The 24748-nt window shown below is 45.5% G+C and carries 30 protein-coding genes and 1 pseudogene; 15 read left to right on the top strand and 16 right to left on the bottom strand.

Annotated elements, in window-relative coordinates:
• Positions 1-5: 5 nt before the first annotated feature.
• The 5 genes from ACYZ97_RS11470 to ACYZ97_RS11450 all read right to left on the bottom strand — a co-directional run bounded on the left by ACYZ97_RS11470 (position 6) and on the right by ACYZ97_RS11450 (position 2533).
• Positions 6-512, bottom strand: a complete 507-nt coding sequence (locus tag ACYZ97_RS11470) for a hypothetical protein (protein WP_473298991.1) — start codon at positions 510-512, stop codon at positions 6-8.
• A gap of 70 nt (positions 513-582) precedes the next feature.
• Positions 583-1071, bottom strand: a complete 489-nt coding sequence (locus ACYZ97_RS11465) for a hypothetical protein (protein ID WP_473298990.1) — start codon at positions 1069-1071, stop codon at positions 583-585.
• A 119-nt stretch (positions 1072-1190) separates the two neighbouring features.
• Positions 1191-1694: a hypothetical protein gene (locus ACYZ97_RS11460; RefSeq protein WP_473298988.1), complete on the bottom strand. Its 504-nt coding sequence runs from the start codon at positions 1692-1694 to the stop codon at positions 1191-1193.
• A 124-nt stretch (positions 1695-1818) separates the two neighbouring features.
• Complete coding sequence (locus tag ACYZ97_RS11455; protein WP_473298986.1) at positions 1819-2070, bottom strand: BQ00720 family protein; 252 nt, start codon at positions 2068-2070, stop codon at positions 1819-1821.
• A 37-nt stretch (positions 2071-2107) separates the two neighbouring features.
• Positions 2108-2533 carry an Hsp20 family protein gene (locus tag ACYZ97_RS11450; RefSeq protein WP_473298985.1) on the bottom strand — a complete coding sequence of 142 codons (426 nt, stop codon included), beginning with the start codon at positions 2531-2533 and terminating at the stop codon, positions 2108-2110.
• A 115-nt stretch (positions 2534-2648) separates the two neighbouring features.
• On the opposite strand from ACYZ97_RS11450, the gene nth reads away from it, so the two are divergent.
• Positions 2649-3374: an endonuclease III gene (gene nth / locus ACYZ97_RS11445; protein WP_473298983.1), complete on the top strand. Its 726-nt coding sequence runs from the start codon at positions 2649-2651 to the stop codon at positions 3372-3374.
• A 155-nt stretch (positions 3375-3529) separates the two neighbouring features.
• On the opposite strand, the gene ACYZ97_RS11440 is transcribed toward nth, so the two are convergent.
• The gene (locus ACYZ97_RS11440; protein ID WP_473298981.1) at positions 3530-3967 is read right to left on the bottom strand and encodes a VOC family protein; all 438 of its coding nucleotides are present in this window, start codon (positions 3965-3967) and stop codon (positions 3530-3532) included.
• 80 nt (positions 3968-4047) lie between these two features.
• Here ACYZ97_RS11440 and ACYZ97_RS11435 point away from each other — a divergent pair.
• The 8 genes and pseudogenes from ACYZ97_RS11435 to ACYZ97_RS11400 all read left to right on the top strand — a co-directional run.
• A pseudogene (locus ACYZ97_RS11435) lies at positions 4048-4206 on the top strand (Ada metal-binding domain-containing protein); the annotation flags it as partial.
• A gap of 96 nt (positions 4207-4302) precedes the next feature.
• Positions 4303-5100 (top strand): bifunctional transcriptional activator/DNA repair enzyme AdaA, encoded by a 798-nt coding sequence (locus tag ACYZ97_RS11430; RefSeq protein ID WP_473300700.1) that lies wholly within the window; start codon positions 4303-4305, stop codon positions 5098-5100.
• A 162-nt stretch (positions 5101-5262) separates the two neighbouring features.
• A complete protein-coding gene (rpmI, locus tag ACYZ97_RS11425; RefSeq protein WP_473298979.1) occupies positions 5263-5469 on the top strand; it encodes a 50S ribosomal protein L35 in 207 nt (68 codons plus the stop codon).
• Positions 5470-5496: 27 nt separating this feature from the next.
• Entirely contained in the window at positions 5497-5898 is a 402-nt protein-coding gene (rplT, locus tag ACYZ97_RS11420) for a 50S ribosomal protein L20 (protein WP_473298977.1), read from the top strand.
• A gap of 85 nt (positions 5899-5983) precedes the next feature.
• Positions 5984-6811 (top strand): BUD32 family EKC/KEOPS complex subunit, encoded by an 828-nt coding sequence (locus tag ACYZ97_RS11415; RefSeq protein WP_473298976.1) that lies wholly within the window; start codon positions 5984-5986, stop codon positions 6809-6811.
• Positions 6808-7893 (top strand): phenylalanine--tRNA ligase subunit alpha, encoded by a 1086-nt coding sequence (gene pheS / locus ACYZ97_RS11410; protein WP_473298975.1) that lies wholly within the window; start codon positions 6808-6810, stop codon positions 7891-7893. The genes ACYZ97_RS11415 and pheS overlap by 4 nt, the downstream gene beginning before the upstream one ends.
• 26 nt (positions 7894-7919) lie before the next feature.
• Positions 7920-10334: a phenylalanine--tRNA ligase subunit beta gene (pheT, locus tag ACYZ97_RS11405; RefSeq protein WP_473298974.1), complete on the top strand. Its 2415-nt coding sequence runs from the start codon at positions 7920-7922 to the stop codon at positions 10332-10334.
• Between the two features lie 53 nt (positions 10335-10387).
• Positions 10388-11284 carry a hypothetical protein gene (locus ACYZ97_RS11400; protein ID WP_473298972.1) on the top strand — a complete coding sequence of 299 codons (897 nt, stop codon included), beginning with the start codon at positions 10388-10390 and terminating at the stop codon, positions 11282-11284.
• Positions 11285-11518: 234 nt separating this feature from the next.
• On the opposite strand, the gene ACYZ97_RS11395 is transcribed toward ACYZ97_RS11400, so the two are convergent.
• From ACYZ97_RS11395 to ACYZ97_RS11385, 3 genes are all read right to left on the bottom strand, one after another.
• Positions 11519-11800, bottom strand: coding sequence for a hypothetical protein (locus tag ACYZ97_RS11395; protein ID WP_473298970.1), 282 nt, complete (start codon positions 11798-11800; stop codon positions 11519-11521).
• A gap of 241 nt (positions 11801-12041) precedes the next feature.
• Complete coding sequence (locus ACYZ97_RS11390) at positions 12042-13052, bottom strand: complex I NDUFA9 subunit family protein (protein ID WP_473298969.1); 1011 nt, start codon at positions 13050-13052, stop codon at positions 12042-12044.
• 97 nt (positions 13053-13149) lie between these two features.
• Complete coding sequence (locus ACYZ97_RS11385) at positions 13150-13539, bottom strand: hypothetical protein (protein ID WP_473298967.1); 390 nt, start codon at positions 13537-13539, stop codon at positions 13150-13152.
• Between the two features lie 69 nt (positions 13540-13608).
• Between ACYZ97_RS11385 and ACYZ97_RS11380 the strand changes: the two genes are divergently transcribed.
• Entirely contained in the window at positions 13609-14247 is a 639-nt protein-coding gene (locus tag ACYZ97_RS11380; RefSeq protein ID WP_473298965.1) for a hypothetical protein, read from the top strand.
• 9 nt (positions 14248-14256) lie between these two features.
• On the opposite strand, the gene ACYZ97_RS11375 is transcribed toward ACYZ97_RS11380, so the two are convergent.
• From ACYZ97_RS11375 to ACYZ97_RS11365, 3 genes are all read right to left on the bottom strand, one after another.
• Entirely contained in the window at positions 14257-15471 is a 1215-nt protein-coding gene (locus ACYZ97_RS11375; RefSeq protein WP_473298963.1) for a porin, read from the bottom strand.
• A complete protein-coding gene (gene bioB, locus ACYZ97_RS11370) occupies positions 15468-16430 on the bottom strand; it encodes a biotin synthase BioB (RefSeq protein WP_473298962.1) in 963 nt (320 codons plus the stop codon). Before bioB ends, ACYZ97_RS11375 begins: the two co-directional genes overlap by 4 nt.
• Positions 16431-16644: 214 nt before the next feature.
• The gene (locus tag ACYZ97_RS11365) at positions 16645-17256 is read right to left on the bottom strand and encodes a GntR family transcriptional regulator (RefSeq protein WP_473298960.1); all 612 of its coding nucleotides are present in this window, start codon (positions 17254-17256) and stop codon (positions 16645-16647) included.
• A 126-nt stretch (positions 17257-17382) separates the two neighbouring features.
• Between ACYZ97_RS11365 and lepA the strand changes: the two genes are divergently transcribed.
• Genes lepA through ACYZ97_RS11350 form a run of 3 tightly spaced genes read left to right on the top strand, consistent with a single transcriptional unit; the run spans position 17383 to position 19788 of the window.
• The gene (gene lepA / locus ACYZ97_RS11360; RefSeq protein WP_473298958.1) at positions 17383-19188 is read left to right on the top strand and encodes a translation elongation factor 4; all 1806 of its coding nucleotides are present in this window, start codon (positions 17383-17385) and stop codon (positions 19186-19188) included.
• Positions 19188-19610, top strand: coding sequence for a lysozyme inhibitor LprI family protein (locus tag ACYZ97_RS11355; RefSeq protein WP_473298956.1), 423 nt, complete (start codon positions 19188-19190; stop codon positions 19608-19610). Before lepA ends, ACYZ97_RS11355 begins: the two co-directional genes overlap by 1 nt.
• A 4-nt stretch (positions 19611-19614) precedes the next feature.
• On the top strand, positions 19615-19788 hold the full coding sequence (locus tag ACYZ97_RS11350; RefSeq protein ID WP_473298954.1) for a hypothetical protein: 174 nt from the start codon (positions 19615-19617) through the stop codon (positions 19786-19788).
• Positions 19789-19957: 169 nt separating this feature from the next.
• On the opposite strand, the gene ACYZ97_RS11345 is transcribed toward ACYZ97_RS11350, so the two are convergent.
• The 4 genes from ACYZ97_RS11345 to infC all read right to left on the bottom strand — a co-directional run bounded on the left by ACYZ97_RS11345 (position 19958) and on the right by infC (position 22571).
• Positions 19958-20929 carry a hypothetical protein gene (locus ACYZ97_RS11345; RefSeq protein WP_473298952.1) on the bottom strand — a complete coding sequence of 324 codons (972 nt, stop codon included), beginning with the start codon at positions 20927-20929 and terminating at the stop codon, positions 19958-19960.
• Positions 20930-21018: 89 nt separating this feature from the next.
• Complete coding sequence (locus tag ACYZ97_RS11340; protein ID WP_473298950.1) at positions 21019-21525, bottom strand: hypothetical protein; 507 nt, start codon at positions 21523-21525, stop codon at positions 21019-21021.
• Positions 21526-21710: 185 nt separating this feature from the next.
• Positions 21711-21917, bottom strand: a complete 207-nt coding sequence (locus ACYZ97_RS11335) for a DUF3885 domain-containing protein (protein ID WP_473298948.1) — start codon at positions 21915-21917, stop codon at positions 21711-21713.
• A 117-nt stretch (positions 21918-22034) separates the two neighbouring features.
• The gene (infC, locus tag ACYZ97_RS11330) at positions 22035-22571 is read right to left on the bottom strand and encodes a translation initiation factor IF-3 (protein ID WP_473300699.1); all 537 of its coding nucleotides are present in this window, start codon (positions 22569-22571) and stop codon (positions 22035-22037) included.
• 256 nt (positions 22572-22827) lie between these two features.
• On the opposite strand from infC, the gene ACYZ97_RS11325 reads away from it, so the two are divergent.
• The gene (locus tag ACYZ97_RS11325) at positions 22828-23604 is read left to right on the top strand and encodes an alpha/beta hydrolase (RefSeq protein WP_473298946.1); all 777 of its coding nucleotides are present in this window, start codon (positions 22828-22830) and stop codon (positions 23602-23604) included.
• Positions 23605-24747 carry a benzoate/H(+) symporter BenE family transporter gene (locus tag ACYZ97_RS11320; protein WP_473298944.1) on the top strand — a complete coding sequence of 381 codons (1143 nt, stop codon included), beginning with the start codon at positions 23605-23607 and terminating at the stop codon, positions 24745-24747. It abuts the gene before it with no gap.
• The last annotated feature ends 1 nt before the right edge of the window (position 24748 follow it).

Below are 24748 nucleotides of genomic sequence, written 5' to 3'. Positions count from 1 at the left end.
AAACCTCATATTATCCGAGCAAATCTTAAAATTACCCATGTCATGACAGCCGAAACAAGCCATGCAGCCAGCATAAATATACCAAATTCATTCATAACCAAAATCTTCGACATATTATAAATATTCTTGAAATCTGGCAGTATTTGACCAAACATGGTCGTCATCTGATAGGTCATGGCATAGACAATACAAAAAGCAAAAAAGCACCATACCCACACCGCCTGAACAATCGTATAAAATAAAGACGGCGGCTTACGCAAACAACGCACTGCAATAAAAATGCCAACAAAAGCACCTAAAATAAAATGTCCTAGCCATGCCGACAGAAAATTGGTGACCAAATCAATTTCAGTATCAATAAAAACACCATAAGCAAACACGAATAAAGAACAAATCGAAGCAACAAAAATACTAAATGATATAAAGATGAAAATAATGCGCCCAAACGGTCGGCGGCCTGAATCCTTCACAGCTGTATTCATACCGGTTTGTATCTTATGCTTACGGTACATATTGCCCTTCTAAAAATTTATATGCATTAAACCAGCATAAAGCAGAAATTTGGAGTTAGCTCGACCCAGATCATCGCTTCATTTCCTCAACCGGCTTATCAAGCCGGAAGCCTGTTGCGATAATCCAGCTGATCCAACCAAAGAAAATAGCCTGTATCACAGCACCTGTCAGCTGTAAAAACAACAAATCGCTTGTCATTATACCGCCCAAAAACATCACAAATCCATTAATCAACAAATCCGCAAATATACTTGCAACAATAGAACGTAAAATCGCATTTTGAAGACCGATACCAAGCCCCTTGGCCGTGACCAGCGCACAAAAACAACCGGCAATAAATGGTGCCGGCATATTATAGGAATACCCTGCCAGAACCGAAGACCATGACGCAACAAAAAGGTCTGTTATCTCAACAAGAAGATTACTACCACCTATCCATTGATGCGCCATGAAACGTTGGACAATTGTCTGGACCGGTGGACCAACGCATAAAAAGATAGCAATAATTCCTAAACCCCGTATCGGATAAGGAAATGCTGTTTTGTTATCATCAGACATTGATCATCGCCATATCGTCATTTTATCTCAAAATAAGCATATGCGTTTTCATAGATCATTTTAAGAAAAAACCAAAATCGTCTTGTGTATAAAACAAGTGCATTCCAGCTACCAAGCGTTTATACAGATACTTTGCGTAATATCCATAAGAGCCGCAGCGACATATAACTCAGCCACAATGGAACAAAAACACACAATACCGGTGGTGCAATAATATAAAATACAATGTGCTGTATCGGTAGATTGACACGCGCCAAATTAAGATAAATTGACATAACAAGAGCTGCAATCATCAATGCGGCAATAGAAAAGGAAAGCATTGGAGCAAAACAGAGATTACCAACCGTTTTTTGGTAAGCCGCAGGCAACAAAGCAACAATCCCTGCAAGAACAAGATTATATAAATAGTACTTACTAAAAGCTATTGTATTACTGACATAAGGTTCAATATTAATAGTTACAAAGCGCGGATTATTAAATCGCTCGGCAAGCAATTTAAATATATAAAGCTCACAACACGACAGATATAAGGCACCTAAAAGCGCAAAAATCAAAAAAACTTCAACGCAATTACCTTTTTTCTTCCCAACAATATGGGGAAAGTCAGGATCCATATCTGTCAACTGTTGATCCTTATATACTAGGAGATAGATATTTCTAACTTATTCACACGGCCATTACAAGCAAATGCGTCATAAAGAACTGATATAAATTGCCGCATGCCTTATCAGCGGTCATCGCATCCCATCAATGCAGCGGCAACGTCTGCAACTCATGCTCGTGCGCCGATGCCAAAGCAGCCGAGCGTACATCAGAAAGAATAATAGGTTCACCCGCAGCGCCAAACAGCGCCCATAATTCGATACCAGATGCAATAAGCGGTAAATCTGGAAAACGTTCCGACAAATCATCCGAACTGATTTTGCGGATATAACAAACCTCACCTTTACCCATCAGGGCCAGCTCACTTTGCGTTGGAAAATCATTTTGCGCTTTCATGGCATCTCTCCCTTCTCATCATATCAGTCATGAACGATTATTCTTCAAGAGCGCTAATCTTGATTTTACGAACAATTCTTTCTGGCTCAGGACGTTCAAGATCAACAGAAAGCAACCCGTTTTTCAGATCGGCACCAACAACCTTCATACCATCGGCCAACATAAAAACACGCTGGAATTGACGGGAAGCAATACCGCGATAGAGATATTCACGTTCATCCACATCAATTTGGCGTCCGTGAATAACAAGTTGATTAGCTTCAACAGTCACATCCAATTCATCTAACGAAAACCCAGCGACAGCCAATGTAATTCTAAGCCGATCATTTTCATCGTCCAAATGAAGCCGTTCGATATTATAAGGCGGATAACCATCCCCTGCCTTGGTCAGGCGTTCAATTGTCTTTTCCATCGTATCAAACCCCAAAAGCAGCGGATTTGAAAAAGGTGCGATGCGTGTCATGCCCCATAGTCCTTTAAAGCAACCCAAAATTACAAGAAAACCCAAAAAGGCATTTTCTTGACTGTAATAATATGGCAAGCCTTAATGGCGACTTCAAGACAAGGAGCAAGGAAAGATGGGGCAGACCAAACAACGCAAAATAAATGGTACACTCTATACAAAAGACGAAATTGCTGAAATTTTCCGACGTTTAAAAGTACAACGGCCCAATCCGCAAAGCGATCTTGAATATCAAAATCCTTTCACTCTTCTGGTTGCCGTTGTGCTATCAGCACAAGCAACAGATGCCGGGGTCAACAAAGCCACAAGACCACTATTCGAAATTGCCGATACAGCTCAAAAAATGGTGGACCTTGGAGAACAGAAAATCGCCCATTATATCCGCACTATCGGCCTATGGCGTGCTAAAGCCAAGAATGTCTATACCTTGTCAAAAATTCTGACCGAGCAATATAATGGCGAAGTGCCCAATACACGAGAGGCATTAATGGCACTGCCCGGCGTGGGCCGTAAAACAGCCAATGTCATTTTGAATGTTGCCTTCCACCAACCGACCATGGCGGTCGATACCCATATTTTACGTATTGGCAACCGGCTGGGACTGGCGCCGGGTAAAACACCTGAAGAAGTCGAAGCCAAGCTCGTAAAAATTATCCCGCCCGACTATATGGACCATGCCCATCACTGGCTGATTCTACATGGCCGCTATATTTGCAAAGCACGCAAGCCCGATTGCGACGCCTGTATCATTGCTGATATCTGCAATGCTGCCATCAAGACAAATGCCATTCCTGCACCGCTTATCGAAATTAAAGGTAATGGTGCTCCACTGCCAATTTAATTTCTCAAACCTCAGGTCAGTACAAAATCACTTTTATTATTAAAATAGCGCGACATCCACTTTGTCGCGCACACTATTGGTAGAAGCAAAACGCTTTTTCATGACATTGCCATCAAGAACCACTATTTTCAGCTTCATGATTCTTGGCTAAATCATTAAGTGATAATGAACTTGCCATCTTCCGTTACTTCATCAAACGGACTCCAATTCACTTCCCATAAATGGCCATCCATATCCGCAAAATAACCGTGATAACCACCCCAAAAAGCCTGCTGCGGTGTCTTGATAATTGTAGCACCGGCTCGTTCGGCCTTAAGCAAGACTTCATGTACCGTTTCTTTACTTGAAACCGTATATCCCAATGACATACCACGAAACCCGATATTATACGGTTTGACAACAGCATCCAACGTTGTTTCAATTGTCAACATCTTCCAACAGCAAAGAGCTAAAGCAATGCCTCCCAATTGAAACATGACTAATTGAGGAAGAGGAGAAGGCGCAGGCTGCCACCCCAATCCATGGGCATAAAACTCATATGACTTCTGTATGTCATCAACCCCAAGTGTTATGAAGGATAAACGCTGTTGCATAGTATCTCCTTATTATCTTTTAAAAAATAATTGCCCGATTTTTAGCGCAAAATAAATTAAAATCACCTAGATTATCCACTATGAATATACTATTTAATGATTTTGACCAATTATATAATGCACTACTGGCAAAAGATCGGTCATTTGACAACCATATTTATGTTTGTGTCAAAACAACCAATATTTTCTGCCGCCTTTCGTGCACAGCCAAAAAGCCCAAACGTGAAAATGTCTTTTTCTGCGAAACCGCTGGTGCTTGCCTTGAACAAGGTTATCGGCCTTGCAAAATATGCAAACCCTTGAGTACCGGAACCAATAGTAGCCCAGTGTACCAAATGCTGATGCAGCATCTTGAAAAAAGACCCGACCATATTTGGTCTGAAACCGATATTATCAAGCTCGGATTTGACCCCTCGACTGTGAGGCGCATCTTCAAGCGGACAATCGGCATTACTTTTCTCGATCTGGCCCGTCTGCGCCGCAAAAGTCTCGGATTGAATGCACTGGCACAAGGCGCTTCTGTAATTGAGGCACAACTGGAAGCAGGCTATGATTCGGGTAGCGGCTTTCGTGAGGCCATCAACAAGCTGATTGGTACACCACCCGAGGCCCTTAAAGGGCGAGCGTTGCTCACAGCCGCGTGGCTGGAAACTCCAATCGGCCAAATGTTGGCTATTTCTGATCATCATAAACTGCATCTTCTCAAATTCTTTGATCGCAAAAGTTTGTCAAACGAATTGCAAAAGCTACAAAAATTGACGCAATCCTACGTGACATACGGTCGCACGAGAATTATCGACCAGATCGAAAACGAACTGACCGCCTATTATGAAGGACGTGATTGCCGTTTTGAAACGCCGTTGGCCATCCATGGTTCACCCTTTACATCGCGTGTATGGGAAGCCTTGCGGATGATTGCACCGGGCACAACCAAATCTTATGCCGAATTGGCCCGCATGATCGACCATCCTACTGCCATGCGTGCCGTTGCACGCGCCAATGGTCAAAATCAGATTGCGATTATTATTCCCTGTCACCGCGTTATCGGCTCTGATGGCTCATTGACAGGCTATGCTGGCGGCTTATGGCGTAAAGACTGGCTTCTGCGCCATGAAAAACGCTTTTTTTCCTGAATCATTTCCTTGCCTTATGTAAAAAGCTGGACTATAGAAGCCGTTCGAGCCGACCGGCAGGGCATGCCGTGGCGGTTTGTATGCTTGATCGGACTTTGGTCAGTCTGATCATCAAAGATCAAAACAATCGCTGCTTAACAGCGACTTACAAGGAGTAGCAAAATGCCCAAGATGAAGACCAAATCTTCTGCCAAAAAGCGGTTCAAGATTACCGCAACCGGCAAAGTCAAGGCGGCTGCCGCAGGCAAACGCCATGGCATGATCAAACGTTCCAATAAATTCATCCGTGATGCACGTGGCACGATGGTTCTTGCTGAACCTGATGGCAAGAAAGTCATCCAGAATTATTTGCCGAACGGCCTTAAATAAAACATTCGTCCTTAAGGAGATCATATCATGGCACGTGTAAAACGCGGTGTAACAGCCCACGCCAAACATAAAAAAGTTTTGAAACAGGCCGAAGGTTTCTACGGTCGCCGTAAAAGTACAATTCGTACAGCCAAAGCAGCAGTTGACCGCTCCAAGCAATATGCCTATCGCGATCGCAAGAATCGCAAACGCACATTCCGTGCTTTGTGGATCCAGCGTATCAATGCTGCTGTTCGTAACGAAGGCCTGACCTATGGCCGTTTCATTGACGGACTGGCCAAGGCCGGGATTGAAGTTGACCGTAAGGTTCTTTCCGATCTTGCCATCCATGAACCGGCAGCTTTCTCGGCTCTGGTTGCCAGTGCCAAAAAGGCTCTGGAATATCTTAAAAATACAACACCAAACGCTTTTGAAGGCGCAGTCAAGTAATCTGGCGCCCCACAAGCTTTAAAAAGAATCGTGGAACCCGCGCCAAAAGATTGGTGCGGGTTTTTCGTTATTAACGAGCAAAGAGATGTCTGACAAAAACGACGATCTTATCCCTGCTGCAAAAACCAATGCCGATGATTTGCTCCTTTTGCAATCACGCCCGCATAAGCGCATCTTTGCGACCGAACGCCAAGGCAAAACAGTCTGGATAAAACGACAGGGCATTGAAAAGACTCCTTGGGGAAAAAGGCTTCACACCCTACTATCTCCCCTTTTGCCCAGTCCTTTCATGCGGGCCTCACCTCATCGCAAGCCACATGAAATGAATGAACAAGAGATCCGCAAAATAAAAGCTTTTCATCAGGCAGATATTCCGGCTCCACACATCATTGCCGCCCAAGGGGTTAATCTGATGATCGGCGATGTCGGTGAGACGTTACAAAAGACACTCAATGCACTCAAAAAAACAGATCCTCAAAAACATGATGCACTGCTTGTTGCCTGCGCTTATGCATTAGGCAAAGCCCACCATGCAGGGCTAGTCCATGGCCGACCGCATCCACGTGATATGTTTATGGACGGTGACAAAATCGGATTTTTCGATTTTGAAGAAGAGCCGGAGGCTGTTATGCCGCTTGCAACAGCACAAGCACGCGATGCATGGCTGCTTTTTTTCCAGATCAGTGCGCAAGCGCGTGATAAAATCCGGACACCCGATCTTGCCTTTCAGGCATGGGCCGAACAGGTCGATAACCAGACCATGCAGGATTTGCGCAAAATTGTGCGTTTTTTTTCAGTCTTTATCAAACCTTTGCGCTTATTAAAGCGAATTTATCTTGGCGCTGACGGCCAACGCATGTTAAGCGCCATGGAGTTTCTTGACCTTCACCTCAACAAGCAGGCAGAAAAATGAGCAATTTAGATACATTGGAAACCGAAATCACTGCATCCATTGCAGCGGCCGATCAATTGGAAGCACTTGAAGCTATACGCATCAGTGCCTTGGGTAAAAAAGGCACGATTTCGGAAATGCTGAAAAGTCTTGGTGCAATGAGTGCCGAAGAACGTCAAGCTGCCGGTCCAGCCATCAATGGTCTTAAAAATCGCGTCAATACCCTACTGAATGAACGGCGTGAAACCTTAAAACGCGCAGAAACAGCCAAAAGACTGGCTAACGAAACCGTTGATATCACATTGCCGGTACGCCTTTCCCCCGCTGAATGCGGCCGCATCCATCCAATCAGTCAGGTGATTGATGAAATCACCGCTATTTTTGCCGATATGGGTTTTGCCATTGCAGAAGGCCCCGATATTGAAACCGACTATTATAATTTCACTGCCCTCAATTTTCCCGAAGGTCATCCGGCGCGTGAAATGCATGATACATTCTTTTTACAACCTGATAAAAATGGCGAACGAAAAGTACTGCGTACGCATACATCACCCGTACAGATCCGCACAATGGAAGCACAAAAGCCGCCGATCCGTATTGTTATACCCGGCAAGACCTATCGCATGGATTCAGACGCCACTCATTCACCGATGTTTCATCAGGTAGAAGGACTGGTTGTCGATAAAAATGCAACCATTGCCAATATGATGTGGGTGCTGGAAGAGTTCTGCAAGGCATTTTTCGAGGTGCCATCCGTCAAAATGCGTTTCCGCCCCTCTTTCTTTCCGTTTACCGAACCAAGTATGGAAGTCGATATCCAATGCGACCGCTCTGGCAATGAAGTCAAAATCGGCGAGGGCAATGACTGGTTGGAAATTCTCGGCTGCGGCATGGTTCATCCCAATGTGTTACGATCCGGTGGTCTTGATCCCGATGAATATCAGGGATTTGCATGGGGTATGGGAATCGATCGTATTGCCATGCTGAAATACGGCATGCCGGACTTACGTGATTTCTTCAATGCCGATATCCGCTGGATCGAGCATTACGGTTTCCGCCCGCTGGATATGCCGACCCTGTTCGGCGGCCTCAGCCATTCCTAAGTCAACCGGTATAAAAGGACAAAGCAATGAAATTGACATTATCCTGGTTGAAGGACCATCTTGATACACAAGCAAGCCTCGAAGAAATCGTCAACAAGCTGACAGCCATCGGCCTCGAAGTTGATGATGTCGATGACCGTTCTTCATTAAATGCCTTTACCATCGCCCGAATACTGAGCGCCGAAAAACATCCAGACGCCGATAAGCTACAAGTATTGAAAGTGGATACCGGCAATGGCGATCCGCTTCAGGTTGTCTGTGGTGCGCCCAATGCGCGCGCCGGACTGGTCGGTGTTTTTGCTCCTCCCGGCGCCTATGTACCCGGCATCGATGTTACGCTTTCTGTTGGTAACATACGTGGCGTTGAAAGCTTCGGCATGATGTGCTCGGAGCGCGAACTTGAACTTTCCAACGAGCATAACGGCATTATTGATCTGCCTGATGATGCGCCAATTGGCACAGCTTTTGCCCAATATGCCGGTATGAATGATCCAATTATTGATATCGGCCTAACACCGAACCGGCCAGACTGTACCGGTATCCGTGGCATTGCACGTGATCTGGCTGCTGCCGGTCTTGGTACATTGAAGGCGCTCAACATACCATTGATTGATGGTGAAGGCGAACCCTCCATTGACGTTGATCTGGATTTTGACGATACCAAACCACTTTGTCTGGGTTTTTCCTGGCGCGAAATCCGAAATGTCAAAAATGGCCCCGCACCCAAATGGATGCAACAACGTCTGACAGCTATCGGTCTGCGACCAATCAATGCACTGGTCGATATGACCAACTACATTACTTTCGATCTTGGTCGGCCTTTACATGTTTTTGATGCTGACAAAGTAAAAGGAAAACTGACTGTACGGCGCGCGCATCAAGGCGAAAAGCTACTGGCACTCAATGGCAAAGAATATGAATTCAATGACAAGAACTGCATCATTGCAGACGAAAACGGTGTTGAATCCATTGGCGGCATTATGGGTGGAAATGCAACCGGCTGTGATGAAAACACCAAAAATGTCATCATCGAATCGGCACTGTGGGATCCCCAGAATATTGCTTATTCGGGCCGTACCCTTGGCATTATTTCCGACGCACGCTATCGCTTGGAACGTGGTGTAGATCCTGAATTCATGTTGCCAGGCCTTGCTATTGCCAGCGAAATTGTCATGCAACTTTGTGGTGGCCAGCCCTCACAGTCAAAAACCGTTGGCTATCAACCGGTACCGGCTAAAGTCATTGATTTTCCATTTAGCGAGATCAAGCGGTTAACCAGTCTGGATATCGCCAATAAAGATGCCGTTGCCATTTTGACAAAGCTCGGTTTCAAGGTCGATACCTCGGGCGATACGGCAAAAGTCATCGTACCATCTTGGCGGCCCGATATTGACGGTAAAGCCGATCTGGTCGAAGAGGTGATGCGCATTCATGGCGTTCATGAAATTACCCCGCAACCATTGAGTAAAATCAATGCTGTCAACACCCAGATATTGACAACAATCCAGATCCGCACCCGCGCGGCCAAACGCGCACTTGCCTCACGCGGCATGCTGGAAGCCGTCACATGGTCCTTTATTTCAGAAAAACTGGCCAAGCTTTTCGGCGGTGGTCAGGAATCGCTGAAATTGGCCAATCCAATCGCAGCCGATATGTCGGATATGCGCCCATCCTTGTTGCCGGGACTGATTACAGCGGCCAGCCGCAATATTGATCGCGGTTTCAATGATCTCGCCATATTCGAAGTTTCCGGTACTTATGAAGGAGACGCGCCCGAACAGCAACGCCGTGTTGCCAGTGGTATACGCCGTGGCACTGCAAAGCTTGAAGGTGCCGGACGCTTCTGGTCGGGCACAGCCAAAGCCGTTGATGTTTTTGATGCCAAAGCCGATGCTTTGAGCATTCTGGAAGCCTGTGGCATGGATACATCCAAAGTACAGATCGAAACAGGTGCACCGGATTGGTATCATCCGGGCCGTTCCGGTGTGATCAAACTTGGCCCCAAGGTCATCCTTGGTGCATTCGGTGAATTACATCCCGATACACTGGATGTGATGGATGTTGCTGGTCCTTTATGCGGCTTCGAAGTCTATCTTGATGTTATTCCCGAGCCACGTAAAAAGACAGCCAAAAGCAAAGGAGCACTCAATCTTTCGTCCTTGCAGATGGTCAAACGCGATTTTGCTTTTGTGGTCGATAAATCCGTCACCGCCGCTGCTATTATCCGTGCAGCTGCCGGCGCCGATAAAAAACTGATCCGGTCGGTCGATGTCTTCGATCTGTTTGAAGGACCAAGTCTTGGCGAAGATAAAAAATCGGTTGCTATTGAAGTCACCATCCAGCCGGTAGAACGCACTTTGACAGATGAGGACTTTGAAGCATTAAGTACCAAGGTGATCGACAATGTTACCAAATCGACAGGTGCTATATTACGTGGGTAAAAATTAATGTTCTCACGCGTAAAAGCCGGCATTGATTTTATAGGAGAGGGCCAATGATAGTATTACGGGTTATTGGTACCTTTTTCTTCATTGCGATTGGTGGCATTCTAGTCATAATATTGCCGAACGTGACCAGCATTATCCTGACAACAAGAGAACCCATCAATACTTTCAACCTTGCACTGGTCTATAGTTATCTTGCCCTAGTTTTAGGCGGCCCTGCTAGCATGTGGATAGGATTGTGTGCAGCCATTTCATTGGCAATATACAAAAAAATCCATATATCCGCACTCGGCTTCGGTATGCTTATGATCGCTATTGGCTGTATGGTTGTCGCATATTATTTTAAAGATGATGCTTTTCTATCAAATATTTTTAATACCAGCTATATCAACCAGTCATTAATCGCGACCCTCATAATCGGATTTTTGGCCCGGCGTCTTTTTGATATCAAAAAAACCAGCACTGCTATTGATTTTGGTAGCATCACCATTGGCAAACTGATCATAATATATATTGCACTTATGGTTCTTGCATTTTTACCATTATTACTTTTGCAGCTGACCCAAGCCAATCTCACTCTCTATTTCATCAAAGCCAGTATATATGACAGTCATGACATAACGCAAAACCAGCCGATGCAACAATTGGCGGTCTATAATACACACGATTTTCTGGTTTTCAGCATCAGTGCCCTATTTATCGGATGTGCCATCTATCGCCATAAACAACTTGATTTAAAAACCGTTACACTGCCCCTTTTCGGCATAATTGCATTGATCAAGATCCTCATACTGGGTTATTGGATACAAGCGATGCCATCCGGCTATGCCGATTTAAGCATCCTCATTCAAAGCATACCTCATACCATTGTAATTGCTCCGGCTATCCCAACGGCATGCCTGTGTTTTGCTTTATGGTGTATGCAATTCTATAACTGGAAACGCTAAAGTCCTATCGTATATTCAAATTTAAATACGGAACTAAATTACCCATTAAGCATTTCTTAACCATAAACCCATCTGAATGGAGAAAGAAATGACACTCATTACAATCACTGCAATTGTTATTATGGCTTGTGTTATACCGCTTTTTGCAGGTTTAAATTCTGTACGCTAGAATTTTCAAAAAATGGCGGGACTATAATCCCGCCAACCTAAAGTAATAATATATGAATCAAGAAATTAACGGCATCGTGCTTCGTATGTCTGCCCTCTGCTATTGCGATAATGGCAATAACGGACACCATTTTTTGTACGCGAATAACCGATAAGACCACCAGCAACAGCACCGATAGCCGCTCCGGCCAGAACAGCACGCGAGCCTTGACCAAGTACAGCCCCGCCCAAAGCACCGACTGCCGCACCACCGGCTCCCCATTTGGCAACACTTTGTTCCTGCTGGGTACAGGCAACGGTTGATAATGCAAAACCTGATAGAATCATTACAGAAAGAAGTTTTTTCATGGTGTTATCCTCAAACGAACTGTCGATTCATATCATGAGTTACAATAAAATGTATTGAAAACTTTGTGACAAAGGATTTTGGCGATATTTTTCATCATGGCTATTAGTATTGGATCTTATAGCGGCATAAAATAAATCTGCATCAACAGAAACGAAGCCTTGCCTTTATATAAAGGCAAGAACTTTGGCCAATCAGAATCGACACCGCATAATCATCACCCAAAATAGTTAAGTAATAGAATTAACGGCTCCAATCCGGGGTCACATTTTTGGCAAACTGGCCATGTGGACGATAGCGCCACAAATAAGAAGGCAGAACCGCTTCCATAGCCTGCGGCTTGATACCGACACCGCTCAATGTGCGTCCTTCAGCTTCGGCGTCGACCGACACAACACTATCATAACGCAGCATATTGACCTGACCGGCCGTCGTCATAGTCGGCACAAGCGGCAATTTGCCCAACAGACCAAAAATACTACCCATAAAAGCACCCAATGCAAAAGGCATCGAGCACAAAGCTTTTTCACGTTGGATAGTTTTCAGCATTTCTTCCATAGCATGACGGAAAGTAATGACCTCGCTGCCGCCCAGCTCATAGACCTTGCCAATAGCAATCTTGCCTTCAACAGCACGAACAATAAATTCAGCCACATCACCGACATAGACGGGCTGCAGCTTTGTCTTTCCACCACCGAACATCGGCAGGAACCATGACATACGCGCCATATCAGCAAATTTATTAAAGAAACCGTCTTCAGGACCGAAAATAATCGAAGGACGCATAATAATAGCATCCTTATGAGCGGCCATGACCGCTTTTTCGCCTTCGGCCTTGGTCTTCATATAAGCAACCGAAGATTGTGCATTGGCATGAAGCGATGACATATGGATCAGCGGCAGGCCTGCACTTTTTGCCAGTTCAGCAACATTTCTGGCGCCAACAACATGAACATTCTCGAATGTATTCTTACCATTGCCAATCAATGTACCAGGAAGATAAACCACCGCATCGGCATCTATCAATGCCCGTGCCACCGATTCACGGTTGCGCACATTGGTTTTTAACATTTGTGTCTGACCGACCTCGCCGATCTGTAACATATAATAGGCCTGTTCCGGACGGCGAATTGCAATACGCACCCGAAACCCACGCTTTGTCAAAGCTTCCACAACATGGCGGCCGACAAATCCAGATCCGCCGAAAACCGTTACCAGTTTGGGGTGTTGATAAAGATCGGTGCTAAGTTGCATGACTAACTCCTGACAGGAAATGGATTTACGTCGAAATATATCTCATGGTTTAACTTTTTTTAGCGTAAAGGCAAGCGTTTCAGATCAAAGTCAATGATTATTGATCAGACAATTTGTCGCTTTTAATACCTGCTTTATGCCTTCCCCAAAGCGGAACAAGCGAAAGAAGGACAATGATATAGCCAATCAGATAGGCAATATGATTGGAAATCAAAAAGTCAATCAGCACTCCAAGCACAAAACCGCCACCGAAAATATAAATAATATGAAACAGAACCCAGCGTGCCGTTGAATATTCAATAAAAAACAGGAGAATACTGCCAAGACCACCACTTGGGATTGCCATCATCGTTTTCCATATGACATTGCGTCTTATTTCATTAAAATTATCTTCGCAATAATCTCTATCCGTCTGCTCTATAGCCTTGCCCCAAGGTTGCAGATGAACTTCTTTAAAGCTTTCACTATCGTCTTTTTTGCCTGTCATATCTCAGCCTGTCGGAACAAACACGCCTTTCATACCTTATTATACAAATAATGCAGGAAAGGAAAAGCCATGCAAATCGTCAACGCACTTTTCAACCAACGCAGCGAAGCCGAACGCGCTTTTGATGCATTGGTTGCCAACGGGTTTAACAAGAACAACATATCCATGATTACACAATCCAATATCAAGGAGGTCTCCCGCCATCTATCACAACATGATAAAACACGCGGTATGACCAAAGGGGCGGCAACCGGTCTGGTCTTGGGTATTCTGGGCGGCGTGGCGGCACTGATGATTCCGTCCTTTGCCGGTATTACAATATTAGGCATGGTCGCGGCCATAGGCGGAGGAGCAATCATCGGGACGCTCTTTGGCTCTCTCGTCGGCAATATGGGTGAAACCATGAAAAAAGCCGGCGTTGACGAAAATGATGCACAGGCGCTCTCCGATGCTGTCGAACACGGCAATACGTTGCTCAGCGCTGAAATAAACGATAATGATGCCAATAATGCCAGGGCCATACTGGCCGAATTTGAGCAAACCGATAAAAACGGCCAGACGACGTCAATACGCAATCAAACGCAAAACGAGCAGGTTTATGCCCGGGTCGTGAAAGAAGATACGCCCTATACACGCGATGAATTGAAAAACATCCGCGCGGAGAAAGACAATAAATGTTCGATGGCAAATGACCTCTCTTCTTATTGAAGATTACCATCAAAAGCTTTTCTGGATACGCACAACCCATTGTATCGCCGTCTCTCCTTGCAATGAGAGACGGCTGTTTTCATCCCACTTCTTGTCGCCATTCCACTGGACCAGCGACAATTGAGGATTAATGAGAAAATCAGGATGGGGGCGGTAAAAAGCATCAAATGATGCTGCCAATGTCTTGTCCTCATCGACATTGAGCTGGCTGGTCAATGAAAGACGCTCATTGAGTTTGATCTCGCCACCGCCCCATAAGGCCCAGTTCCCGCCCCAGTCGCCATATTGACTACGTGCCAGACGGTAATAAAGCTTTTTGCCATAATCATTGATCCTGTCAAACGCATAATAATCATCCGCCGTTTTCCATGCTGCTATGGTAAATAATGACAATTTGTCGCCTAACGTCCGGTTATAGCGGACTTTGAAAGACCATCCCTCAATCACCGAATCAAACGCAATAACGCCGCTCAACTCGCCTTTCTGTTGCTGCCATTTGAAACCGCCCACCATATTGGGCCGCCATGAATTGATCTGGCTGGCCGTTCTGACCCGCTTTATATCAGCCCTATTGGGTGAAGAGGCCAAACGGTTGTCCGAAAACGCATAGGCAACATCATAGGCCTGCATATGTTTTCCCTGTTCCAGCGCCAGCAATAACGAAAAACGGTCACTGAGATCATGAATGTAACGTATATAATTGGTCTGTTTATACATGGCGGGATTACGCATATCATCATAATAGACCTTGCCGATATAACCGCTCCAACGCCAGAAATCGGAATCCCCCGTACCCACCTCAAGACCGCCAATACGGATATAGCCATAGCGAAGACTGTTATTGATCACATCATGGACATAAAGGCGCTGCGAACGGAAGGTCATATGCGTCACGATATCGCTGATCTCGGATGTATTGCGCAGGGTAAACTGCAGATCGGCACGGGTCAGCGTATCATAGGTTTTCAAGCGTTTTTGATCCTGCCTCTGGGCATAGACCTGATCGCCTGCCCCGATTGACATCCGCATGTAACCACCGATTTTCATACAATTATCACTGCCGGGAATACGGAAATATCCCGCCCCATAGGCGAGACAGGACTCTAACCGGTCATCGCCGTCATCCGCACTTGAAACTGTAAGCGGCTGCCCCGCAGCAGAGCCGCCAATCAGGGCAAAACTCATCATCGTCCATACGGCTATAATGGCCCAATAGTGCTTCATAGTGACAAACTTAATGGCGCCAGAGACTGCATAAGCTCGATATCATCATGGGTTTCCCTATTGGGGGTCGTCAACAATGTATCACCATAAAAAAGCGAATTGGCACCCGCCAGAAAACATAAAATCTGGGCCTCGCGATTAAGCAATGAGCGGCCTGCCGACAATCTGACCGTCGATTCGGGCATGACAATGCGCGTCGTAGCAATCATACGTATATGTTCAAGCGCATCGACGGGTTTGCGATGGGCAAGCGGCGTTCCGGGTACGGCAACCAGCGCATTGATCGGCACGCTTTCGGGATGCGGGTCCATCGTGGCCAGGACCTGCAGCATGGATGCGCGATCGCGGATCGATTCACCCAGACCGATAATGCCGCCGCAACAGATTTCAATTCCTTCATCACGCACGACTTTAAGTGTTTCCAGACGGTCGCTATACTGGCGCGTGGTGATGATACGATCGTAAAATTCCGGGCTCGTATCAAGATTATGGTTATAGGCTGTCAAACCCGCCTCTTTCAGTCGTTTAGCCTGATGCGGCTTCATCATACCCAATGTGACACAGGCTTCCATCCCTTGCGCCCGCACACCCTTGACCATTTCGATCACCGCATCGAATTCTCTGCCATCCTTGACCTGACGCCATGCCGCCCCCATACACAGACGGCTGGCACCGGCCGCCTTTGCCTGACGGGCTATATCGATAACTTTCTCAGGATCTGTCAGCTTGTCACGCGTCAAGTCCACCTCGCTATGATGGGCAGATTGAGAGCAATAGGCACAATTTTCCGGACAACCACCGGTCTTAATCGACAACAGGCTGGCTTTCTGAATTTCTTCATCACGATGATAATGGCGATGGACGAAATTGGCTTGCGCAATCAGCTCAAGCAACGGCAACCCGTAGATTTCCTCGATCTCTTCGATTGTCCAATCATAACGCAATGATAAATCCGACATGTCTTTCCTCAATTTATCTATAATTTTATATAATTATTGATAATAGAATCCATAACTAACTAAAAAAGACAAGAGAAAACAATCTGACAGCTTAGGAAGAGCGAGTAAAAAGCTAAATAAAAACAAAATAATCAAAAAAAACATTAAAATATAATATATTACATATTTATATTTTTTTCTGATATTTTATAGATAATTTTATAATGATGTCGCGTCAGTGACGATTCCATTGCACATGGCGGGCCAAAATTGACGCGGCTAAATCACTATGGTCCTTGCGCAAGGCTTCCAATACCGCCCGATGATCACGATCGGTCGGTGCTTCCCACTCTGCCCGCCAACCGGAAAAAAGAAAACGGGCGCTGGCACTGTGCAGATCCTCGATTGTCTGTAACAGACGAGGCATATGGCAAGGCTCCAGAATTGTGCGGTGAAACTGCCAGTTGGCATATTCCCATGCTTCGGCATCGACAGCGGCCTCACTTTGCTGCGTCCATTTTTCAGCCTCGCGCAAAATAGCCGGTGTGATATTGGGGGCGGCATGACGCAAAGCCAATGATTCCAGTGCAGCCCGCATTTCAGCCACTTCTTTCATCTCGGCTCGTGAAAAAGAAGATACCCGCACCCCGCGGCGCGGTTCGCCCAACGCAAGCCCCTGTGCTTCCAAACGCCGGAACGCCTCGCGCACCGGTACATGGCTGGTTTTAAATTCTTCGGCAATATGGTCTTGGCGCAGCTTTTCACCGGGGGCAATATGGCCGCGGATAATGCGTTCTGCCAATGCTTTGGCAATTGTATCGGCAATGGTGTCACGTGTATCTGTCATAGATTTATAGATAATATATAAATTTAAGATCAGGCAACCCGTAATATAGCCATAAAAATGATAAAAGCATGCCTTGAAGAAACAATTATGCTTTTTCTTTTGCCCGCTTGCTGATAAAGGGCTGTCATGACAACAAAGCTCGACCATATTCGCAATTTTTCCATCGTGGCCCATATCGACCACGGCAAATCCACTTTGGCCGACCGACTCATCCAAATGACCGGCGGGCTTGATACACGTGAAATGAAGGATCAGGTCCTCGATTCGATGGATATCGAGCGCGAGCGCGGCATCACCATTAAAGCGCAAACAGTGCGATTGCACTATAAGGCCAAAAATGGCGAAACCTATGTGTTGAATTTGATTGATACACCCGGACATGTCGATTTTGCCTATGAAGTTTCACGCTCGCTCTCGGCTTGCGAAGGTTCACTGCTTGTCGTTGATGCATCTCAAGGTGTTGAGGCGCAAACCTTGGCCAATGTCTATCAGGCTATCGACAATAATCATGAAATTGTCGTCGTCTTGAACAAAGTCGATTTGCCTGCAGCCGATGTGCCCCGTGTCAAGGAACAGATTGAAGAAGTCATTGGCATTGATGCATCGGATGCTGTCGAAATTTCTGCCAAGACCGGCCTCGGTGTCGATCTGGTATTGGAAGCAATTGTCGAGAAATTGCCGCCGCCCAAAGAAGGCGATATTGCCAAACCCCTCAAAGCCATGCTGGTCGATAGCTGGTATGATGCCTATCTCGGCGTTATCGTATTGGTACGTGTGATTGACGGTGTCTTGAAAAAGGGCCAGACCATCCGCATGATGGGAACCGGTGCCAAATATCCGGTCGAACGTACCGGTGTTTTTACGCCGAAAATGATACAAGTGGATGAACTGGGTCCGGGCGAACTCGGTTTTATCACTGCCTCGATCAAGGAAGTTGCCGATACACGCGTCGGCGATACAATTACCGAAGAACGCCGTCCCTGTGATGCCGCATTACCCGGTTTCAAACCAGCACAGCCAGTTGTGTTCTGTGGTCTTTTTCCCGTAGATGCCGCCGATTTTGAAGACTTGCGTGCTGCTATGGGCAAACTGCGTTTGAATGATGCCAGTTTCTCATTCGAAATGGAAACATCTGCCGCTTTGGGCTTCGGATTCCGTTGCGGCTTTCTCGGACTCCTCCATCTTGAAATCATTCAGGAACGTCTGGAACGCGAATTCAATCTCGACCTTATCGCCACGGCACCCTCTGTTGTCTATCGCATGAACATGATGGATGGCTCTGTAGTTGAGCTACATAATCCTGCCGATATGCCCGATATCGTCAAGATCACTTCAATTGAAGAACCATGGATTCGCGCTTCTATCATGACGCCGGATGAATATCTCGGCAATATTTTAAAGCTCTGTCAGGAGCGTCGCGGCATTCAAGTCGATCTTTCCTATATCGGCACCCGCGCTATGGTCACCTATGATCTACCCTTGAACGAAGTTGTCTTCGACTTCTATGACCGTCTAAAGTCAATTTCCAAAGGCTATGCGTCTTTCGATTACCAGATTACCGATTATCGCGAGGGCGATCTTGTGAAAATGTCGATCCTCGTCAATGGTGAGCCGGTAGATGCACTTTCAGTTCTCGTCCACCGAACAGCAGCAGAAAAACGCGGTCGCTCTATGTGCGAAAAGCTCAAAGATCTGATTCCCCAGCACATGTTCCAGATTCCGATTCAGGCTGCCATTGGCGGTAAGATCATTGCCCGCGAAACCATTCGCGCCCTGCGTAAGGACGTAACCGCCAAATGTTATGGCGGTGATGCGACACGTAAGCGCAAACTGCTTGAGAAGCAAAAAGAAGGCAAAAAGCGTATGCGCCAGTTCGGCAAGGTGGAAATCCCACAGGAGGCCTTTATCCACGCACTGAAAATGGATGACTAATGCACAAGTTCGCGCTTACTATCAGCCTCTTCATGCTGGGCACATTCTCGGCGCTGGCTGACAACCAATATGATGCCTGTATTGATAAATACTCTTCCGGCAACTATGCAGAATGGCAGAATTGCGGCATAGACTATCTCGAAAGACTTGATAGCGAACTCAATCGGGTATGGAAAATCATCAACCGGCAATTTGCGCGCAACGATAAAATCAGCAAACAGGCCAGGCAGCAGCTTCTTGAAGAGCAACGTATCTGGCTTGACTATCGCGATCATTCCTGCCTGCCTTTCCAAGGTGATTTTTATAAACGCAGTGGACAAGCCTTATATTATTATATGTGTCGCGCCGATATTGTCGATCACCGGATCAATGATCTCAAATCCTATTGTGTCGTTGATTTGGCGCCCTGCAAAGGCATGTAATTATATGCGATTGATGCTTTTTACCATCTTCGGTCTTTTGGCTAGATTAAATATAACGCTGGCCAATCCACAAGATGATGCCTGTTTTGCAAAACATGCCGATGGCACAATTGAAGTGCAGGGCAAGTGCGCCACCGATTTTATGCAGCGTTCCGACAAGCAGCTCAATATTGCCTGAAACGGGTTATACACGCAGCTTCAGGACAAAAGCCGGCGGCACAAGAATCAAGAAGATTGCTCCTTATCGAGCAGCGCACATGGGTCGCTTTCAAGGGCAAGAATTGCGAATTCTATGACTTTATAAAGTCGAATGAAGCCGCAATAATCTAAAATTTCTTAGCGTTGTCCTATTGATGATTATTGATACTGCGAAATTTAACCGATGCAGCTATCTTTTCAATGGCGTCAAGATAGGGCGTTATCTCGCCCTTAGCGGCTTTAGCGGTTAAATAAATAGGACGGCCTTCTTTATTCATAGCACTATAAAGAATAAAATCCTGCAGTGTACCTTTATCTGTTTCACCAACAACACGTAGATATCGCCCTGAATAACCGGCAAAGTCTATCGGCTTCTGTTCAATCGTCTCACGTATATGAAAACTTTTGGAAATCGAAGCTAGAAACTCTTTTTCAGCTGTTTCTGCCGTTTTGCCTTCCCAAGAATTGATATCCTGCATGATCATAATTGCAGGCTTATCCTCACCAAGCTCAGGATCATCCGCGGGACGCAAAATGGCCGTGTTCCCCATCATCGAATCATAAAACACAAAAGGCGCAGCAACCTCAAACGAGAATGGCAAGGTTGCTATCTTTTCTTCAGCGCTTATCTCGCCACTGAATTTTGCCGATTTAAATATCTTCATAACATTTTCAGTACTTAGTCCACTCCCCTCAGGTGACTGGACTGTCATTAAAAAAACACCGGTTTCAGTAAAGGAAATCCCTACCCATTTATCATATTCCAAACCATTTCCCTGTTGGCTACCAGCATAAACCCGTATCGCCACACCCTGATCTGTTTTGATGTCATCAAATTTATCAATCGTAAATCGCTGTTTTTGCATTTCAGCTTTCATACGATTTTCATCCATGAAGACAGACTGAATTTGTGATTTTGATTCTGGTGGAAATTGCACAATCACGATAGAACCACCGGTCTCTTCATTCATGAATCCTGAAAAATCAGGGCTCAATTCATAACCTTTCGGCACCGATAGGTAGATTCCTAAACCCGGTACTTTTTGAAAAACATCAGCATATGTCAAACTGACCAAACCTAAAAACAGGCCTAAAAAAACCAAACCAAATTTTTTTATCATAGAAATTCTTCCCGTTTTTATGGCACATCAGGATTATTAAAATAGGCTATATTGGCCATATATGTAAAACAATAAACCACCCCGATTGGCTATTCTGTACGCTGAAATGTATCCATTGTATGGTCTATCGGCAATTTGCCATGGTCGCTATTGTCCTGCTTGAACTGGGCCGTCTTGAATAAGGCCATGATAATTTTTTCCGGCAAGCCCTTACCTTCCATGGCCTGAACGGTGACTACAAAACCACCCTTCTCATTAAATGATACGCCCGCCCATTTATCATAAATAAGATCATCACCTGTTTGCTTGCCATAATAGATGCGCATATCATAACCCTGATCGGTCTTGATGTCATAATGCGCCAATACCCGAAAATTTTTCTGGGACATGATTTCTTTAAAGCGCTCTGCATTCGTCAATAATGCCTTACCCCCAACACCAAGATTGTCAGGCAATTTAACTGCCGTAATCGCACCTGAGGTTTGAAGATTAAAAAAACCGTCAAAGCCATCTGCTGGTTCATAGCCTGCAGGAAGGATCAAAAAAACCGGCGCACCGGCAACTTTGTGATAGCTTTTATCAACGGCATTACCCATGCTCGCTGATAGAAAGAATAACAAAAAAATAATAAAGATACGCACTTGCTTCCTATCTTCAACACTATGCCTGTTATAGGTCTGAATGTTCGGTTTAAGAAATTATAATATGTAACCGTCTTTCAATAAACGGTTAAAATCATAATGTACTTTTTTAAACGCACTATTTTAAAAAATAAAAGCATTTACATGAAAACAGAATTTATTTTTTGCCGGTCATAATCAAGTAACCAGGCATTATAATCTTGATAAAGCGGCCGTAAAACATCTTTATTCATCGCCACCATATCCATGCCACGATCATCATAGGCATGAACAAGCAATCGACGTTTCTCATCAAAATAATAGAAAAACGCATAAGGAATTTCTTCAAGCCCCATCGTTTCAAGCATTCATTTGTAAGCATTATCTGTCATCTGAAAATCTATCGTTTAGACTCGATATCTATATAATAAAAAGCACTGCACGATCATCTGATCGGCAGTGCTTTTTATTTGTCATGCATACACCTATTTCGGTGCAATAACCATCATCATCTGACGGCCTTCAAGCTTGGGCTCGGCCTCAACTTTGGCAATCTCGACTGTATCATCCTTGACACGCTGCAAAAGTTTCATGCCCAGTTCCATATGTGCCATTTCACGACCACGGAACCGCAATGTCAGCTTGACCTTGTCACCGTCTTCCAGAAAACGCGCAACAGCCTTCATCTTCACACCATAATCATGGATGTCGATATTCGGGCGCATCTTGATTTCCTTGATCTCGACGACCTTCTGCTTCTTACGCGCTTCGGAGGCTTTCTTCTGATTCTGGTATTTCAACTTACCCAGATCAATAATCTTGCAGACCGGCGGTTCGGCATTGGGCACAATCTCGACAAGATCAAGACCGGCATCGGCAGCCATAGCCATCGCTTCTACGGTGGAAATAATTCCGTGATTATGTCCTTCGTCATCAATCAGTTGGACATTTGGAACACGAATATCTTCATTGGAACGGGGCCCGTCTTTAACGACGGGTGCGGCTTTAAACGGACGGCGAATGGTCGTATTCTCCTCAAATTGTTAAAATTTTTGAACGAATTCTACAAAGCGTAAAAAACATCAGGCTCTGCCAGTCCATGTATCAATCTGACAGGCCTTGTCAATAGCATGGTTCATCTATGAAATACATAGCGTTCAATCATGTTTTTATAGGATGTTATACAATATATTGACACCTAGAATAATAATGAATGGTACGCTTTGCCTTCATAACCGAATATCGCTATAACAAAACCAATTAATCAAGGGAGAGATTATGGATTTAACGACCCCACAGAAAGAATTCTTTGAACATGATGGCGCACCTATTGCTGTACGTGCACGTCGCGGACAAAAATCACCCGGATTTGTCTGGTTGAGCGGGTATCGCTCCGATATGCTTGGTTCAAAAGCTGAAAAAATTGATGAAATTGCAGCACTGCACGGTCATGCCTGTTTGCGTTTCGATTATTCCGGTCATGGCGAATCAGGCGGTGATTTCTTTGATGGCTCTATCTCGCGCTGGCTTTCAGAAAGCCTGAAGGCTTTCGAACTGTATTGTGAGGGACCGCAAATCCTCGTTGGTTCTTCCATGGGCGGATGGATGGCATTGCGCATGGCACAAGAGCTGGCCAAGAAGAAAATTACACTTGCCGGCATGGTGCTACTGGCACCGGCGCCTGATTTTACCCATGATCTGATTGAACCAGCCCTCACACAAAATCAAAAGAATGATCTGCAGACAAAAGGCTTTTTTGAAGTTCCGTCTCCCTATGCACCAGAACCTACTCCCTTTACACGTAAGCTTATCGAAGATGGCCGTCAAAATCTTGTTATGCAAGGTTTGATTGACCCCGCTTGTCCGATCCATATTATTCAAGGTATGCAGGACGATGATGTTCCCTATCAACATACACTCGAGCTTATGCAGCATCTGCCATTCAACGATGTCACATTAAGCCTGATTCGCGATGGCGACCATCGTCTCTCACGGCCACAAGATCTGGCCTTTCTTGAAAAGGCAATCAGCCTTTTGCTTGAGAAAACAAGATAAATGCGCTTTTCGGTTGTTGCTTCAGGTCTTGTCGGTGCCATTGTCGGCTTTGGCGGTACATTATCACTCATTATCGCGGCCGGACATTCTGTCGGGGCCGATAGTGCGCAGATCGCCAGTTGGGTTACGGCTATTTGTATCGCAATTGCCGCTTCAACCTTTTATCTGTCGTGGCGCTATCGTATTCCGCTTGTTACCGCATGGTCGACACCGGGGTTAGCCCTTATTGCCGCAACATCCGGCTTTAATATGAATGAAACCGTCGGCGCCTTCATACTAACCGGTCTCGCGATTATTATCACAGCACTCGTCAAACCGGTTTCACTTGCCATTGCACGTATTCCTGCTTCTATTTCTTCAGCCATGCTGGCAGGCGTGCTTTTACATTTTATTATCGAGGCCGCACGACAGGCCGGACTTGATCCAGCTTTTGTCCTACCGCTCGTTGCCCTCTTTTTTATCTTACGGCTTTTACAGCCCGCTATGGCTGTTATCTATATTCTTATCGCCGGATTTTTTTATGCCTTTTTCACATCACGTATTGGCCACTTGCCTCCGCTTGAAATATCAAGCCTGTCACTGGTTATACCAACCTTTGATATCAAAGCGCTTTTTGGCCTTGCACTGCCACTCTATCTCATTACCATGGCATCGCAAAATCTACCCGGCTTTGCCGTTTTAAAAGCCTATGGTTATGAGGCACCGACAAAAGCCTGTCTTTCTGTCACCGGTATCGTAACTGTTATTTCAGCTTTTTTCTGTGCTGCCCCCACCAATATGGCCGCTATTTCCGCGGCTATTTGTACAAATCACGATGCCCATCCGGACAAGGAAAAACGCTGGATGACCGGCCCATTCTATGGTTTGTCCTATATTATTTTTGCTCTTTTCGGCGCTTCTTTTGTCGCTATTTTTGCCGCCCTTCCCATTGCGCTAATCGCATTGATTGCAGGATTGGCACTCATCAGTGCTTTTAGTAATGCCATGACAATCGCATTAAGTATTGAAAGTCATCGTTTTGCGGCCATTGTCACATTCGCAACAACTGCGTCAGGCCTCATTTTCTTTGGTATTGGCGCACCTTTCTGGGCACTTATTGCAGGGTTGATTGTCTATGGCGGCGAAAAAATTCTACGCCGTTGAA

The sequence above is a fragment of the Bartonella sp. bp_1 genome (genome assembly GCF_055808085.1).
This window is presented reverse-complemented; position numbering and strand designations above follow the sequence as displayed.